General features: G+C 42.3%; 13 protein-coding genes. 7 read left to right on the plus strand and 6 right to left on the minus strand.

Annotated features, from left to right (window positions below):
- The first annotated feature begins 54 nt into the window (after positions 1–54).
- From GGD38_RS37020 to GGD38_RS37035, 4 genes are all read left to right on the plus strand, one after another.
- A complete protein-coding gene (locus GGD38_RS37020; protein WP_375300913.1) occupies positions 55–360 on the plus strand; it encodes an antibiotic biosynthesis monooxygenase family protein in 306 nt (101 codons plus the stop codon).
- A 173-nt stretch (positions 361–533) separates the two neighbouring features.
- A complete protein-coding gene (locus GGD38_RS37025; RefSeq protein ID WP_375300912.1) occupies positions 534–2111 on the plus strand; it encodes an ArnT family glycosyltransferase in 1578 nt (525 codons plus the stop codon).
- A gap of 35 nt (positions 2112–2146) precedes the next feature.
- Complete coding sequence (locus tag GGD38_RS37030; RefSeq protein WP_375300911.1) at positions 2147–3088, plus strand: glycosyltransferase family 2 protein; 942 nt, start codon at positions 2147–2149, stop codon at positions 3086–3088.
- Between the two features lie 4 nt (positions 3089–3092).
- Complete coding sequence (locus tag GGD38_RS37035) at positions 3093–3944, plus strand: YbhN family protein (protein ID WP_375300910.1); 852 nt, start codon at positions 3093–3095, stop codon at positions 3942–3944.
- A gap of 29 nt (positions 3945–3973) precedes the next feature.
- Here the strand turns inward: GGD38_RS37035 and GGD38_RS37040 are convergent, their stop codons facing one another.
- Genes GGD38_RS37040 through GGD38_RS37055 form a run of 4 tightly spaced genes read right to left on the minus strand, consistent with a single transcriptional unit; the run spans position 3974 to position 6768 of the window.
- Complete coding sequence (locus tag GGD38_RS37040) at positions 3974–5158, minus strand: DUF3570 domain-containing protein (protein ID WP_375300909.1); 1185 nt, start codon at positions 5156–5158, stop codon at positions 3974–3976.
- 20 nt (positions 5159–5178) lie between these two features.
- The gene (locus GGD38_RS37045; RefSeq protein WP_375300908.1) at positions 5179–5397 is read right to left on the minus strand and encodes a DUF4266 domain-containing protein; all 219 of its coding nucleotides are present in this window, start codon (positions 5395–5397) and stop codon (positions 5179–5181) included.
- The gene (locus GGD38_RS37050) at positions 5394–6341 is read right to left on the minus strand and encodes an FAD:protein FMN transferase (protein ID WP_375300907.1); all 948 of its coding nucleotides are present in this window, start codon (positions 6339–6341) and stop codon (positions 5394–5396) included. The genes GGD38_RS37045 and GGD38_RS37050 overlap by 4 nt, the downstream gene beginning before the upstream one ends.
- Positions 6325–6768 (minus strand): thioredoxin family protein, encoded by a 444-nt coding sequence (locus tag GGD38_RS37055; RefSeq protein WP_375300906.1) that lies wholly within the window; start codon positions 6766–6768, stop codon positions 6325–6327. The genes GGD38_RS37050 and GGD38_RS37055 overlap by 17 nt, the downstream gene beginning before the upstream one ends.
- A gap of 340 nt (positions 6769–7108) precedes the next feature.
- Between GGD38_RS37055 and GGD38_RS37060 the strand changes: the two genes are divergently transcribed.
- The 3 genes from GGD38_RS37060 (at position 7109) to GGD38_RS37070 (ending at position 12806) form a co-directional block, all read left to right on the plus strand.
- Complete coding sequence (locus GGD38_RS37060) at positions 7109–9550, plus strand: TonB-dependent siderophore receptor (protein WP_375300905.1); 2442 nt, start codon at positions 7109–7111, stop codon at positions 9548–9550.
- 127 nt (positions 9551–9677) lie between these two features.
- Positions 9678–11507, plus strand: coding sequence for a glycoside hydrolase family 15 protein (locus GGD38_RS37065; protein WP_375300904.1), 1830 nt, complete (start codon positions 9678–9680; stop codon positions 11505–11507).
- 69 nt (positions 11508–11576) lie between these two features.
- Entirely contained in the window at positions 11577–12806 is a 1230-nt protein-coding gene (locus GGD38_RS37070; RefSeq protein WP_375300903.1) for a hypothetical protein, read from the plus strand.
- An 883-nt stretch (positions 12807–13689) separates the two neighbouring features.
- Here GGD38_RS37070 and GGD38_RS37075 read toward each other — a convergent pair.
- The gene (locus GGD38_RS37075) at positions 13690–14748 is read right to left on the minus strand and encodes a family 16 glycoside hydrolase (protein WP_375303969.1); all 1059 of its coding nucleotides are present in this window, start codon (positions 14746–14748) and stop codon (positions 13690–13692) included.
- A gap of 830 nt (positions 14749–15578) precedes the next feature.
- Positions 15579–16004, minus strand: a complete 426-nt coding sequence (locus GGD38_RS37080; protein ID WP_375300901.1) for a response regulator — start codon at positions 16002–16004, stop codon at positions 15579–15581.
- Between the last annotated feature and the right edge of the window lie 104 nt (positions 16005–16108).

A 16108-nucleotide genomic window follows, 5' to 3' on the forward strand; every position in this document is an offset into this window, starting at 1 on the left:
ATGGTCATGCCCGCATTCAAATCAATTTCATCACTTTAAACCAAAGGAGGGTTTATGATCGTTCGACTCACTTATCTAAGCTTTATACCAGAAAATCTGGCTAAGGCAAAAAGTATTTATCACGATGACGTTGTTCCTGCCGTAAGAAAACAAAAAGGTAATATCGATTGCAAACTGCTTACACCTATGAATGAAAACGATGAATATATTTCCATGACGATATGGGAAACAAAGGCCGATGCCGATGCTTATGAAAGCAGCGGATTGTATAGAGAACTCGTTAATAAAGTAAAAAAAGATTTTAGTAAAGCACCCGTATTGAAAGTATACATGTCTGAAAGCATTCTTGAACATGCGTAGCCGGCAACGGCTTTCCATTAAACAAAGGGCCTGTATGGGCCCTTTCTTATTAATTTACGGTTTTCGAAAAAATTATTAAACAAAATACATAAGGCCTTGTTTTAATCAGATTCCGGCGCACGTTTATTCGCCAAACAGGATCTTTATTTGCAGCAGCAGAGTAATATTAAGGTATGCGTTATCCCTGGTCTTTTTATCTCATCCTGCTTCTTTCAGTGGTTTTATTATTTATAAAACTGGGGTCCGTTACTGTATTTCAGATTGCCGAAGCGCGTAACAGCCAGGCAGTTGCTGAAATGATGGTTAACCGTGATTATATTACACCACATTTCAATGGAGCGTTACGCACCGATAAACCTCCGCTACACTATTACTCAATTTTACTGGCTTATACCATAGGTGGTATTTCAGAAACAGGCGCACGCTTTTTTTCTGCCGTATGCGGTGTACTGGTTATTATGGCTACATGGTTATTTTCGCGAAAATATGCGGGGGTACAAACGGCCTGGTTCAGCAGCCTGGTATTACTGGGTTCTATCCATGCCATTTTCCAGTTCAGGCTGGCAGCACCCGATCCTTACCTCATCGCCTGCCATGTATTATCGCTGTATTGTTTCTGGGAAGGATACAATACCACCAAAAAAAGATATTTGTTATTGATGTATGGTTTGCTGGGGCTCGCCATGCTGGCCAAAGGCCCGGTAGGGGTGGCCTTACCAGTTATTACTATTATCTTATACCTCATATTCCAAAAAGAATGGTCTGTACAAAACCTGCGCAGGTTAATTCCTGTAAGCGGACTACTTATTACTTCACTGGTAGCCATACCCTGGTTTTACCTCGTGCATGTGCGCACGCATGGGGCATGGACAAAAGGCTTTTTTATACAACATAATGTCAACAGATTCAAGGACCCGCTCAATGGGCACAAAGGGCCCTTTATTCTTCCTTCGGTTTTTGTCTTGCTGGGATTGTTTCCTTTTTCTGTTTTTCTGATAAGAGCTATTAGCGTGGCATTGAAACAACGCACAACGAATCACTGGTTATTCTTTAACCTGATTGCGGCCGCAGTGATCGTACTGGCATACTCGGTATCTGCTACCAAACTAATCAACTACACATCGCCTTCTTATCCGTTCCTGGCTACCATCATCGGTTATTTTTTTACACAAACAACAACACACAGGCTATCTTCCGCCAAAAGGTTATGGCCCGAATGGATTGCACTAGTTATAATCACTATTTCATTAGTTCCGGCCATTTACGTTATGATGCGCTCAGAAGAAGCATTTCGGCCAATAGCACTTTTAAGTTTGTGGCTGGCTGTGTTTCCTGCATCCGTACTTGCAGCCATATATTTTTATAATCAATGGCGCATTCACACGGCATTTTCAACTATTGCCATAGGAGCCGTCATTGCCACACTGATCTTTTTTTCAGTATTATTCCCTGCCCTCGATAAACAGGGATCGGTGTACAAAATGAAGCCACTGATACAAAATGGCAAACCAGTTATTGGTTATCGAAGTATTAATGACGCTTTTGTTTTTTATCACACACAGCCTATTCCTATATTGAACGCTGCAGATTCCATTGCCGTTTACCTTAAAAAAGATCCTGCGATCCTTGTATTGGAACGATCGGCAAAAGCTTCCTTACCCGACAGTATACCCGACCTGGTTATTGTAGCCAGCGCCAGGGACCTGTTCAGCCATCAATATTCATTTTTATACCAGTTAAAACACAACTGAACCGACCATCTGGCTTAAACAAAAAATTCTAACAGATGAAAAGGAAACTAATTTCTGTTGTGATCGCATTGTACAATGAAGCGGGCAATATTCCATTATTAATTGAAAAGACAATGGTGGCCCTGACGTCACTTGACTATGAACTGATACTCGTTGATGATGGGTCTACCGATGGGTCTGTTTCTGTTATAAAACAACACCTGCACCCAAACATGAAACTGATTGTTTTACGGAAAAATTATGGTCAGTCGGCCGCCATGGCCGCCGGCATAGATGCGGCTGGCGGCGAGTTCATTGCCACCATGGATGCCGATTTACAAAATGACCCTACCGACATACCGGTTATGCTGGAGAAATTGCAGGCAGCAAATTGCGAACTGGTAGAAGGCATAAGAACAAAACGGTTTGATAACTGGTTTAGAAAGGTACTCAGCCGCATTGCCAATAAACTAATCAGAACCGCCACCGGTGTTACGCTGCACGATTATGGCTGCACCTTAAAAGTTTTCAGGCAGGATATAGCGAAGAACCTGGGGCTCTATGGCGACATGCACCGGTTTATTCCTGTGTTGGCTGCCGTACAGGGGGCAAGCATGATGGAGATGCCGGTAAAACACCATCCCCGCTTCCATGGCAAATCAAAATATGGAATTGGCCGCACCATCAAAGTATTAAGCGATCTGCTGCTGATACTGTTCATTCAAAAATTTTTTCAACGCCCCATGCATATATTTGGGCCGGTTGGATTGCTGCTATTTTTCTCAGGCCTTGTAATCGATGGATATTTGCTTGTAGTAAAACTATTGGGCAATGAAATTGGCGGCAGGCCCTTGCTTATACTGGGAGTAATTTTATTACTGGCGGGTTTACAGTTGATATTATTTGGTTTTGTAGCCGAAATACTAATGCGCACTTATTATGAATCGCAGCACAAAAAAGCATTCAGGATCAGGTCGGTTATTGAATACCCAATGTGACATTATGAAAAAATGGTTGCCCGTTATACTGAAATGTATCGTTGCTATAGTAGCAACGTACATGGCTTTGCGCCATGTAAAAAATAATGAATTACAACATATCCGGTGGAATATTTCCGTTATCTGGCTATTGCCGGCTATATTGTTATTTAATGCTTCTCAGTTCGTTAGTGCCTACAGGTTGTTACAATACTATAAAACGCTTAATGCAGACATACCTTATGGGTTCAATCTGCAATTATACTATACAGGCATGTTCTATAATTTGTTTTTACCGGGAGGTGTAGGTGGAGATGTTTATAAAGTGATCATTCTAAAAAAAAGGGGCATTGCCTGGGTAAACGCAGCCAAAGCCACTGTTCTCGACAGATTCACAGGTTTGTTAATACTGCTTGTTATCGGTCTTTTACTGCTGAATTTAGCTTCCCTTCCTTTATCGGAACAGCTCATTCATATACTCTCATTCGCCATTATTGCCGCCCTTTTATTATATGGGTTTATTGTGCAGCGTTATTTTCCACCATTTGGTAGCGTCATTACAAAAGCATTGGCCCTTTCAGCTGTTGTACAATGCCTGCAGCTGTTTACATTTTATTGCCTGCTACAATTTCTGCAGGTGCCTGCAGTTGCTTATATCCAATATGCAGTGATCTTTTTGGCAGCAGCTGTAGTTGCGGCGTTGCCAATAAGTATTGGCGGCATTGGCATTCGCGAATTGTCTATGGCTGCTGGCGCCATGTACCTCCATGTTTCATCAACAATAGCCATTTCGGCCAGCATAATTTTCTATCTCATTACGGCCTTCAGCGCCACAATCGGTTGGTGGTTAAAAAAAACACACCCATTGCTATTCTAAAGCTCCCTTTCATTACCACCCGAAGAAGTTTATTTAAACTTTAAATTCATTGATACAATGTTCGCATTCATGTTAATGTTCTTGGTATAATGTCCATACCGCAATTCTATCATATTGAAGTGCTGAATACCAAACACGCCTTTGGGCGGCGCCAGCCGTATACCCGCACCCAGGAAATTACTGTTGAAATTCGACAGATCGTAGTTGCTTGTAAAAAATTGTTCCTGTGCAGTATGCTGTTGGTAGGGCGCAAAATATTTCACTGCCGACTGGTTATAGAACCGGTAAAACGGACTTATCGAAAAGAAGTTCGTGATCTTTACCGGCACCTCCAGGTTTACAGTGTGTGATGATATACCCCAGTCGTCTTTATAGTAACGATAATACGTTCGTATTATAAACCGGTCGCCCAAAAAATAATTGGCCCTAAAGCCCAATGGTATCTTAAACCGGGTATCGGGTAATTTTTCCTGGTGTACGCTGCCATCGGCAAAGTATACGCGGTAAAAAGGAAGGCTAAGAAAACCCTGCTGGGTAACCAGGTCGGCCAGGAATGCTATTTGTAAATTTTTGTTTATCACCTGCGACCACGCCAGGGAAGCGGCAATGGTAGTGCGGCCTTCTGTTCCTCCATCCTTTGCAGTGCCTGTACCCCGCAGTTCCTCAGGTGCTATTAGTCGAACCTGATCGAAATAAGCCTGCACGCGTGCAGAGAATTCACCGTTCCTGTCTTTCGTTTTTTTAGCAAATCCTATATTGGCGCCAAATGACTGGTAGTCGAACTCTGTTGAAGTTGACACACCTGCGCTAATGGTGGTACCCTTTTTTTCATTTTCCATACTCCAGGTTAAAGAAGGATAAATGCGGGTATCGGCATAAGAGGCAGAAGTATTTGCATTCAGGTCTACGCGGTCAGAAGAAGCCGATGTATAATGATCGATACCTACTTCTACATCGAATGCATGTTTGCGGAACTTCTTGTCGTATTTAACCAGTTTTATATCAAAGACATTAGCGATATCCGTTAGCTTTTGCGTACCAATGCCACCGGTAACAGCGGCATGATCGCCATTCTGCCCATAATAACTCGAAACAAGATTGATCTCATCGACCTTTAGTTTACGCGAACCAAACCCGGTGGTATCGGGTGTTTGTTGTGAAAAGCTTTTCAGCAAACAGGCAATGCCAAAAGCAGTTAAAAAGAATTTTTTCATGTGTAGGTTTAACAGGTGAATTAATTACAACCGCAACCGCCGCCGCTTTTGCCGGCATTGGCGCCGGAAGCGCCTTCGCGGTAGGCCTGAAAGCTTAATTCAGTTTTTTCCACTTTCCTGTTACCAAGGCTCATCTCCGAATCGTTCAATTTACTTTTCTGGTATTCTTTAACCGGCTGGCAGGCAGTTGCGAGTATACAAAGTATCCCCACTGCTGCTGCGATCTTTTGGTTCGTCATGTTACACGTATATTTTTTGTGGAGTAAATGTCGTTGTTGTCATCAACTATAATACAACCCAGGTAATTGATCTGGTTTATAAGGTTGAGGCCCGCCTGTACACCCATTACCATAACCGGTGTGGCCATGGCATCGGCTATTTCGGCATACGGACTTATAATGGTAACACTTTTTATACCTGTTACCGGCATACCTGTTTTTGGATTAATGGTATGGGAATATTTCTTTCCGTTGATCAATACATATTTTTCATAATTGCCCGATGTAGCAATGGCCAGGTCAGAGATATTAAGCCATGAGAATGCAGCACGTGCATTGTCGGGGTGCGCAATGCCAATGGTCCAGGGTTGCTGGTTGGCCTGGCGGCCCCAGGTTATTAGATCTCCTGATGCATTTACAATACCGCTTTTAACACCCGCCTGTACAAGCACGGCTTTGGCGCGGTCGGCAGCATAGCCTTTGCCAATTCCGCCAAACCCAATGCGCATGCCTTTTTCTTTTAGCATTACCGTGCAGTCCTGTTCATTCAAAAGCACATTGCGGTAATTGATAAGCCGAACCATACTTTTGGCAGTTTCCGCATCGGGCAAACTGGTCATGGTCTTATCAAAATTCCATAACCGCTTATCTATTGATCCATATGTAATATCAAAAGCGCCATCGGTAACCTCGCTTATCTTCAGCGATCTTTTTATAAGTTCAAACACTTCCTTATCAACCTTCACCGGGCTTATTCCCGCCATACGGTTTATTTGGTTGGTTTGGCTGTTGTCGTCAAAGGTGGTGAACAGCTTTTCTATTCTTCTTACTTCTGCGATGGCCAGGTTTATAGCTTCATAAGCTTTTTCTTTATCATCGCCCACTACGGTAAACTCAAAGGTGTTGCCCATAAGGCGTTCCACCAGTTTAAATTCAGTTAGCCCTATATCATTTTCCACCTGCATCGCAAACTGCTTTTAGCTGCTCAATAAATTGAGTGCTGTTATGGTTGGGGTAACCTTCCCAGGCATTTATTACTTTTCCTTCGGCCGACAATACAACGGTGTAAGGGAATTTACCTAACGGGTTGTATTTATCGGCCAGCGCCTCATTGCTTTGTTGAACTTCTTTTGCCAGCTGGTTCTTTTTATTACGCGGAAAATCTGCTTTATACAATATCAGCGATTCATCGGCCAGTTTTTTAAACGCAGCGCTTTCAAATACTTCTTTATGTAATTGAATACAGGGCCCGCACCAGTCGCTCCCCGAGAAGTTCAGCAGAATGTATTTGTCTTTTTCTTTGGCCAGTTTTTGGGCCGAATCAAAATCAGGTTGCCAGGGTGCGAAAGAAAGCCCCAGGCCCGTCGTCAATAACAGGAGTAAATATTTCATTTGTGTTTTTTACCAGCGATTATTAAAATAAAAAGCAGGATAAAATTCTTTCAGAAATAACAGATGTGGAGTGTATAATTGTTTGAACCTGACAGTTAAAAATACCGAAATCCGGGCCTTTTTTCAATGTAGTAAAAGCCAATTAACAAGTTGGTTACAAACCATTAATGGTTTCTTTGTAATTAGGCAAGTCACCCATAAACATCAATTCTGAAGACATTCTGAATTTTACCTGCTTTCGTGCGTAAATTTTCATAATTCCCGATTGCGTAAACCGTTTTCCGCATCGCGTGCAAACACTGACTATGCTTGCTTTTCCTTTGCAAAAAATTAAATTGCTGTGAGCAGACTTTACACCCTACTACTTACACTTGCATTCTTTCAAACTGGTTACACTCAAACTGTTGCATTAGCAACCTCATCAATTCCCGTTACCGAAGTTCCCGAAGACAAAGAGACCGGTGCCTTACAGGGCCGTGTGCTTACCAATGATAATCAGCCCGCCGAAAATGTAACTGTTACACTAAAAGAACTCAATCGTAATACCCTTACCAATCAACAGGGTGTTTATTCAATCAAACACATAAAACCCGGCCAGTACACCTTGGTGGTTACCATGGCCGGATTGCAATCAAGAGAACAATCAGTAACTGTAAAAGCTCAGGCCACCACCGAAACAGATTTTACACTTTCCGAAAATCATAAACAACTGGAAGAAGTTGTGGTAACAAACCACAGAAGTATGAACAACCAGCCGGTAAGCCTTGGTAAAATTGCCATTGACCCTATGGACCTGCCACAAAGCATTAGCGTGCTGGGACAGGGAGTGATCCGTGAACAGCAGGCTTTACGTTTGAGCGATGTGATCAGGAACGTAAATGGTGTATATCTTACCACTACAAGAGGAAACGTACAGGAAAGTTTTGGCGCCCGTGGCTACAACCTGGGTAGCACCAATTTGTTCAAGAACGGTTTCCGCATAAATTCAACCGTACTGCCCGAAATGACCTCTTTGGAAAAAGTAGAGATCCTGAAAGGAAGCGGCGCCATTCTATACGGACAGGTTGCGCCCGGTGGTATTGTAAATATGGTTACCAAACAACCCAAGTTCACACAAGGTGGCGAAGTATCTATGCGCATAGGCAGCTATTCGCTTTACAAACCTACATTTGACATTTACGGCCCCATCAATTCTTCCATTGCTTACCGGGTTAACGGTACATATGAGAACGCCAAAAGTTTTCGCGACCAGGTAAGCAGCGAAAGGTTTTATATTAACCCTTCACTGTTGTTTAAATTGGGCAAACGTACCGAACTGATAGCAGAAGGCGATTACCTGTATAATGAATTCACACCCGATTTCGGCATTGGCTCAATCGCCGACAAAAGTATTCCCGATGTACCCCGTTCACGTTTTATGGGCACACCCTGGCAGTACAATAAAATATGGCAAACTACCAGCACCCTTACGGTAAAACATCAGTTGTCGGCCAACTGGAAGATCAACAGCTCTCTCTCGTATCAGAACTACAAAAGAGATTACTATGCAGTAGAGCGCATACAGGCCGACTCAACCGGAAAATGGAAAAGGCCATTGGGTAAGATCTATACTACCGAAAAATTTTATGCCGCCCAGTTTAACCTGATCGGGAAATTCAATACCGGCCAGCTGGAGCATAACCTGCTTACCGGTTTAGATGCTGATCGCACCGTTACGTTCAATAACGACTATAACGTCACAAATACCATCTACGACTCTATCAATGTGCTGGATATGGGCAAATACGCCGCACGTACCGATGTACCCGAAGCAACTGCCATAAGAGAACGATTTGCGCCGGTAAACCGTTTTGGTGTATTTGTACAGGACCTGATAAAACTTACACCCAAATTCAATTTACTGGCTGGTGTAAGATGGGCTTATGTAGAAACACGCGGCATTGACTCTACCAACCTCATAAACGGTACAAAAATTACAGGAGAAACCAGAAACGACAAAGCATTTTCACCCCGCTTTGGCCTGGTATATAAACCATTTAATTCGACCTCATTTTTTGTAAGCTACTCCAGTTCGTTCATCACCAATACCGGTCAGGATATCTATGGCAAATCGATAAAACCTTCGCTTGTAGATCAATATGAAGCAGGTGTAAAGAACCAGTTCCTGAATGGTTTGCTGTCAGCTAACGTTACTGTATACCGCATCATTAACAATAACCTGGCGCAAACAGCTCCCTATTTATTGGATGGCAGGCCCAACCCCTATACTAGTACTAAATTGCTGGGCGGTGAAACAACCAGCGATGGGGTAGAAGTTGACCTGGCTGCTAACCCAATTGCCGGATTAAACATTACAGCTGGCTATAGCTACAACTATATGCGCTATACGAAAACCGATACCTCGGTAGGTAGTTTTAAAACCGGCGAACGGTTGGTGAACAACCCGGCGCATACTGCCAACGGAAGTATTTTTTATACCTTTGGCAAAGGCCGGTTAGAAGGTTTAAAAATAGGAACAACTATCGTGTATTTAGGCGATCGCTATGCAGGTTGGAATACTGATGTAACCAAAACCGGCCCGGTTACTTACCGCAACAGGCTTATTGAAGTAGGTGGTTATACTACCATTGATATTACAGCCGGTTATACTATTAAAAAGGTTTCACTGTTGGCAAAGATCTCGAATATCACCAATACCTATAACTATTCTGTTCACGAAAATTACAGCGTGAACCCAATAGCACCAACACAGGTGTCGGCTACCATTAGTTATAGATTTTAATGTAAAGGCGTAAGGAATATACAAGAAGGCCCCGACGATACCGTTGGGGCCTTTTTTATGGCGGGAACCGAATTTGCATAGCATAATGGCCCCCCGGAAACCGCAGTTCACTCAAAATGTAATGACCATGGCTTATGAACCCATAGAAAATTATGGCATTATAGGCGATCTGAATACAATTGCCCTGGTGGCATTGAATGGTTCCATTGACTTTATGTGTTTCCCCAATTTTGATTCGCCCAGCATTTTTGCAGCCTTGCTCGATGACAAAAAAGGTGGGTATTATCAAATTAAGCCTGTGTTCTCAGAAATGAACACAAAACAATTGTACCTGCCCGACACAAATGTTTTGCTTACCAGATTTCTTTCACCGGAAGGGGTAGGAGAGATCACCGATTTTATGCCGGTTGAAGAACTATTGAATGGTAAAGAATTGATAAGACGGGTAACTACCGTACGGGGAGAAGTAAAATATGAAATGCATTGTGTGCCCCGTTTCAATTATGGCCGAAGCGACCACAGGGTAGAAATTGTTTCAGACAACGAGATCATACTGCAAAGCAAAGGCGACGACAAAACTACGCTGCGGCTTAAAAGCACAGTGCCATTACAATCCAATAACGGTTCCATCACAGCTACGTTTACTTTATCGCCCAATGAAACGGCCGACTTTATATTGGAGCATGTTGATAAAGAACATACCAGCGAAAAAAAATTCAAAGACGTAGTTACCGACAGCCTCTTCGCAACGGTAAATTACTGGAAAGACTGGATCGGCCGCTCGCAGTACCAGGGCCGATGGATGGAAACCGTGAACCGGTCGGCATTGGTCTTGAAACTGCTCACCTCGCATAAATACGGATCAATAATAGCAGCGCCAACATTTAGCATTCCCGAAAGCATAAGCGAGAAAAGAAATTGGGATTACCGGTATACCTGGATCAGGGATGCCTCATTTACCGTATATGCTTTATTACGGCTTGGTTATTCAAAAGAAACCGGCAAATTCATAAACTGGGTTGAAAAACTTTGCCGCGATATAAAAGGACAGAACCCACTGGGCATTATGTATTCCATAGACGGCCAGCGGCAGTTACAGGAAACCATACTCGAACACTTTGAAGGGTACAAAAAAACATCACCGGTAAGAATTGGTAATAATGCATACAGACAGCTGCAGTTGGATATTTACGGCGAACTGATGGACTCCATATACCTGTATAATAAATACGGTGAAAAGATCTCCTACGATTTTTGGAAAGACCTGGAAAAGCAAATTGACTGGCTGGCCGAAAACTGGGACCAACCCGATGAAGGCATATGGGAAGTACGAGGCGGCAAACAGCATTTCCTGTATTCCCGGTTGCTTTGCTGGGTAGCATTCGACCGGGCCATAAAAATAGCCAATGCCCGCTCGTTCCCTTTAAAACCCGGCTGGCGAAAAACCCGCGATATTATTTACAACCGCATTTATAGTGAATGTTGGGACGAAAAGAAAAAAGCATTCATGCAGTACCCCGGCGCCCATACCGTTGATGCATCGGTGCTGCTGATGCCCCTGGTGCGTTTTATAAGCCCCAAAGATCCCCGGTGGCTTTCAACATTAAAGCGTATTGAAGAAGAACTTGTATCCGACTCGCTGGTTTACCGTTATAAACCCAAACAGGCTGCGCCAGACGGATTACTAAGCAGGGAAGGCACCTTTTCCATGTGCACCTTTTGGTATGTAGAATGCCTGTCCCGCTCGGGACAACTGGAGAAAGCCCGTCTTTGTTTTGAAAAAATGCTGGGCTATGCCAATCATCTGGGCCTGTACGCTGAACAGCTTGGATTCAAAGGTGAGCACCTGGGTAACTTCCCGCAGGCATTTACCCACCTGGGACTTATAAGCGCGGCATTCAACCTCAATAAACAGTTGAACGATAGCCGCAATAAAAATGTAAACAATGGCATATGAAGGTAAGTCAGCCCCGGATATGAGTTTACTCATATAAAACAATGACGACAGGTTGTTACTTTGCCTATCATGAACAGGAAGCAGTTCTGGATAACCGTATCGCTGGCCAATTTATGTATTGTAGCCGTTTTGGGATTCACCCTGCGCAGCAAGATCTTATTTCCGCTGCCTTTTATCAATCACCAATACCTGGTTGATGCCCATTCGCATTTTGCATTCGGGGGCTTTATTACCCTGGCATTATTGAACCTGCTTACCCATACTTTGCTACCGCCCACATACCAGCAACGAAAATGGTATCAGTGGATGATGTGGGGTATAACGATCGCTTCATTTGGTATGCTTTTATCATTTCCCTTTACGGGTTATGCTGCAGTTTCCATTATTTTTTCTACGCTGCTTATTTTTTTTACCTACGGTTATGGCGCGTGTTTAATAAAGCATATTTTAAAACTCAATTACCGCCACCCGGCATATATGCTGGCGCTGTGCGCCATGGTGTGCCTTATTATTTCATCGGCCGGACCATTTTCTTTAGCCTATATAAAAGCATCGGGTTCGGCAAATAGCATTTTATATAAAGACGCCATTTACTATTATCTGCATCTACAATACAATGGTTTCTTTACCTTGTCGGTTTTTGCGCTGCTTATTTATGCTGCCTACCCAACAGCATCACCAACATCAGTAAAATGGTTTGCGCATTTATTGAACGCTTCTGTACTTCCTTCGTTTTTCCTGTCGCTGTTGTATCATGCCGATAACCCCGTTCTAAGAATTATATCCATATTAGCTGTGGTGCTTATCATTGGTTGTTTAATATGTTTTTTCAGGGCAGGCAAAACATTTCCTATTCACAAGGTATATACTTCACCACTGGCAAAAGGGATCTTATTCTTATCAATGGCGTCGTTTGTAATAAAATCAGTATTACAAATGGGTACCATTTTTCCTCACTTAGGCAATGCCGTTTTTGGTTTACGCCCCATCATCATTGGCTTTTTACACCTGGTATTTTTAGGACAGGTTAGTTTTTACATTCTGTCGAATTATATTGGTGCAGGTGCATTTAATGTGCAGCTACGGTTTGTACGGTTGTCGTTGCAGGTATTTGCCGCGGCAGTTATTGTTCAGGAACTGATATTATTAGTACAGGGTGTTGGCCTGTTGCTGGGCAATTACAACCCGGTGTATGTATGGTTGTTATGGGGTATTAGTATTTGCCTGGCCACCGGCGCATTGATGGTGTTTGTTGCGCGGTTGAAGAGCAGCAAAACAGTCGTCGTTCATATCTTTTAATAAAAAAAAAGCATATAATATTCCGTAGCTATCTGTTGCAACGTTCGTTGTATACTTCATCCTGGTTCGGCTGGAACTAACTATGAATCTTCAGTAGCTCACTTTGTAATGTCAGGGCGGAAGTTTAGTCTTTCGGTGTATAAGATAAGGTCGTATGTTTGAAAAAATAAATCAAAAGTCAACAACTGGCGTCTTAAAATTTCAAACTGTTATACAAAGCTGCGCAATAATGCCTTATAGTGGATCACCTATGCAAATTGAAAAGTCTGGATGCCTTACCATAACGTACTGATGCTTATCGGCAAGTAACTATGACTCATCGGTAGGTTATTATGATTCATCAGTAGGTAACTATGACCCATCAGTAGGTAACATTTGGTCTATTGGTACAACTTTGTTACGGATGTTTGGCCGCGAACACCCAATCATAACTATCTGCGCAGCATAGTTACTAACTGTAGTTCATAGTTAGCTACATATTCCGCATCGTTAGTCACTAATAGCTCATTTTAAGTCAAAATGCGTCATAGTTAGCTACTTAAGTGCATCTAAGCAACTTCGGCTCCGGGCTTTTAAAGAAAACTGTTGTTGTTGCTGACTTACTATTGCTTATGCTTCTTCATGGGATTTGCTTGGGCACCTCATAAAGGTTGAATTCGATTTAACCGATCTTTATTGAAGGCGAAATGGCGAGCAAGGGCCATTTTTGATTTACGAACTGTCGGGCTTGCCGCAGACATTTCTCCCCTTATTTAGAAACTATTCTACCTCACCGGCGAACAAATTTTCCATAGGCAAACAGTTAGTTTAACTGGAAGGGATTTTTACTCCTTCCTTCTCGTTTTATAAAGGCAAGGTTCATAGTTCAATGAAAATACTGTCGTTAATGAAGGTTTCCAATTCCTGCAATAAAACCCCAATTCTGGTGTTGCAATCGCCCAAGAGAGTTATATCCGTTGCCGAAAAAAAATCCATCGCCCTGTGTAATAAAAAGTAGTTCGTTTTGTCCCTTTTGAAGGGAAAGTTTGGTGACATAGGTATCTACCTCTACTCTTTCCAGTTTGTGTTTATTATAGCTAAAGACTTCTCTACCATTCAAAATGATTTGAAGTGTACCGGTAAAATCAAAATTAAGCAATTTCTCTGCGGCACTATCTGCATGTAGTATATGGCGTGCAACCACGGTACCTTCCGGTAATTTAAAATAACGGCAAAGGTTCACATAGTCATCACCAGGCTCATTAATCTTTTTCCAGTTTTTCAATTTTTTTACCTTTTCATAATCGTATATAAAGCCTGCGGGTAGTTGGTCAGAAATTTCCCAGTCGGTAATTCCTTCCGGCAACTCCCGCCAGGTAATGTTGGCGAAGTAAGCTGGGCCAAACATAGATCGTAATAAAAGTGCACCTTTGTCCGCTTCTGTTTGCAGCATGGTAATATCCATATTGGGCTTCGGGTTCTTATTGGTAAATACTTTAAGATGATTACCCCTTACTTCGATGGTTGCATGAAACCATTCATTTCTAGTAATATCTGCAGCGGCCTGATAACCGCCATAAAACACCCAACTCAATGCACCGTTATAAATGGGAATGTATTGAACAGCCTCAATTGTGCCACCATAGCCTGGGCGAAAATAAAGAAACTGGTAATTTTGTTCATTCTTCGCATGGAAACCAACACCAGGCATTACTGTACCTGCAATATCAAGTTCCAATCTGAAATTTTTCAAGACTATTGTTTTGTTCCAGATGCCGGCAATGGCTTTACCGTCAAGTTTTATGCAGGCCTTACCCTGGAAAACAGTATCTGTTAAGGCCGCGGTACCTTTTTGTTCAGACAATACCAGCCAGTCTGCCAGGTTAATACCCTGGGCCTGGGCCTTTAAAAACGGCAGTGAGCAAAGCAACAATACCATTGACCGAAACAAATGTTTTACCATATAAATGTTTTATGCTTTATGAATTGCATACCGAATATCGGCTATCAGGCTCACGGATCGTGTTCAAGGCTTGTTCAAGTCTGTGCAAGTTCGTTCAAGGATTGTAACTTGTTATCTCACAATGTAAAACGAAACGTAAAGCCAGATTAAACTTGGCAATAGCTATGCTTCGGAAAGAGAATGAATTCAGATCTCAGCCTATACAGATGGCAGGGGCACTGATGAATACAATAAAAGCGGTTATGCGCCCGATATTTTACAAAAGGCTTCATCGTTAGCTACTTACAATTCTGTAGGACAGACAATTCGGCAACAACCAGTCTACACCAGTTCGAGTCTGCTTGAGTATCGGAGAATTTTCATAATGAAAGTCATAATCATAATCATCCTCAATAACAGGAAAACGATAGTGTCGAATAATCTCCAAAAGTTTTATCCTTCTTTCTTTACTTAGAGTAACGGTTGTTGTTGGTGGTGGTGAGGAATAATGTATAGAAGGCCAGGTGGCGATTTTTTGCAGATGTTCTCAATTTCGTCAACATCAATGCCATTTTCATCAACTTTTACCTTGACCAGATTTGCGCCCATCTGTTCAAAAAGCTTGTCGAACTGTCAAGTTTTTGAAAATTTGTCAATTATTCTATGACAAACCCTCTGAAGGCCATTTGACTATTGGGGATGCAATATTAATCACTGCCGAAATAAGTTAAAGTTAATATAGCTTCTAATTTTGAGGTCGCTTTCGCCAAGGGGAACGAAAGTAGGCTACAAGTGAAGTAAATGAATAACTTGGCAATCTACATTTATCCTCAATGACTAATCGAAGTGCCCTATTTTTCCCCTTTAGGAGGGATTTTGCAGCGCAGCCAGTAATTTATTATGTTGAGAAAGGTAACTTTTAGCTCTTCAAAACGAGGGTCCTTAATAAAAAATCCATGTACCGACAAGTCGTATGCACGTATGATGTATTCTTCGGATGCGTGACTGGTCCAGATAATAAAGGGAACGCTTTTGAATTTAGGGGAGTGGGTAGCTAACATTTTTTCCCTTAATTCAAACCCGTTTGTTTTTGGCAGGCGTAATTCGCTAATTATAATGAATGGTGCTGTCGGTATATTCGCAAGATGTCCCATGGCTTCTTCCGCAGTTTCAAAAAACGCCAGTTCGTTCGGTAAATGTAACTCTTTCCATACTTCGCGAACCATTTCCTGATCATCGATATCACTATCAATAATCCAAACAGAGCCTGTATTCATTGGCGAGGATTTGCTGATCTGTGTCTATAAAAAAATCATGCCAGCATCAACTTTGCTTCACTAAAACCTCTTTATGCTAATTCCTTTTCAGGACTACCGTCGAC

The organism is Niastella sp. OAS944 (genome assembly GCA_024809215.1).
GTDB lineage: Bacteria > Bacteroidota > Bacteroidia > Chitinophagales > Chitinophagaceae > Niastella.

Bases quoted from the DNA above. Each gene is read 5' to 3' on its own strand.
- GGD38_RS37080 (WP_375300901.1), bottom strand. From the start codon at position 16,004: ATGAATACAGGCTCTGTTTGGATTATTGATAGTGATATCGATGATCAG.
- GGD38_RS37020 (WP_375300913.1), top strand. From the start codon at position 55: ATGATCGTTCGACTCACTTATCTAAGCTTTATACCAGAAAATCTGGCT.
- GGD38_RS37040 (WP_375300909.1), bottom strand. From the start codon at position 5,158: ATGAAAAAATTCTTTTTAACTGCTTTTGGCATTGCCTGTTTGCTGAAA.
- GGD38_RS37070 (WP_375300903.1), top strand. From the start codon at position 11,577: ATGAACAGGAAGCAGTTCTGGATAACCGTATCGCTGGCCAATTTATGT.
- GGD38_RS37035 (WP_375300910.1), top strand. From the start codon at position 3,093: ATGAAAAAATGGTTGCCCGTTATACTGAAATGTATCGTTGCTATAGTA.
- GGD38_RS37025 (WP_375300912.1), top strand. From the start codon at position 534: ATGCGTTATCCCTGGTCTTTTTATCTCATCCTGCTTCTTTCAGTGGTT.
- GGD38_RS37075 (WP_375303969.1), bottom strand. From the start codon at position 14,748: ATGGTAAAACATTTGTTTCGGTCAATGGTATTGTTGCTTTGCTCACTG.
- GGD38_RS37055 (WP_375300906.1), bottom strand. From the start codon at position 6,768: ATGAAATATTTACTCCTGTTATTGACGACGGGCCTGGGGCTTTCTTTC.
- GGD38_RS37050 (WP_375300907.1), bottom strand. From the start codon at position 6,341: ATGCAGGTGGAAAATGATATAGGGCTAACTGAATTTAAACTGGTGGAA.
- GGD38_RS37045 (WP_375300908.1), bottom strand. From the start codon at position 5,397: ATGACGAACCAAAAGATCGCAGCAGCAGTGGGGATACTTTGTATACTC.
- GGD38_RS37065 (WP_375300904.1), top strand. From the start codon at position 9,678: ATGGCTTATGAACCCATAGAAAATTATGGCATTATAGGCGATCTGAAT.
- GGD38_RS37030 (WP_375300911.1), top strand. From the start codon at position 2,147: ATGAAAAGGAAACTAATTTCTGTTGTGATCGCATTGTACAATGAAGCG.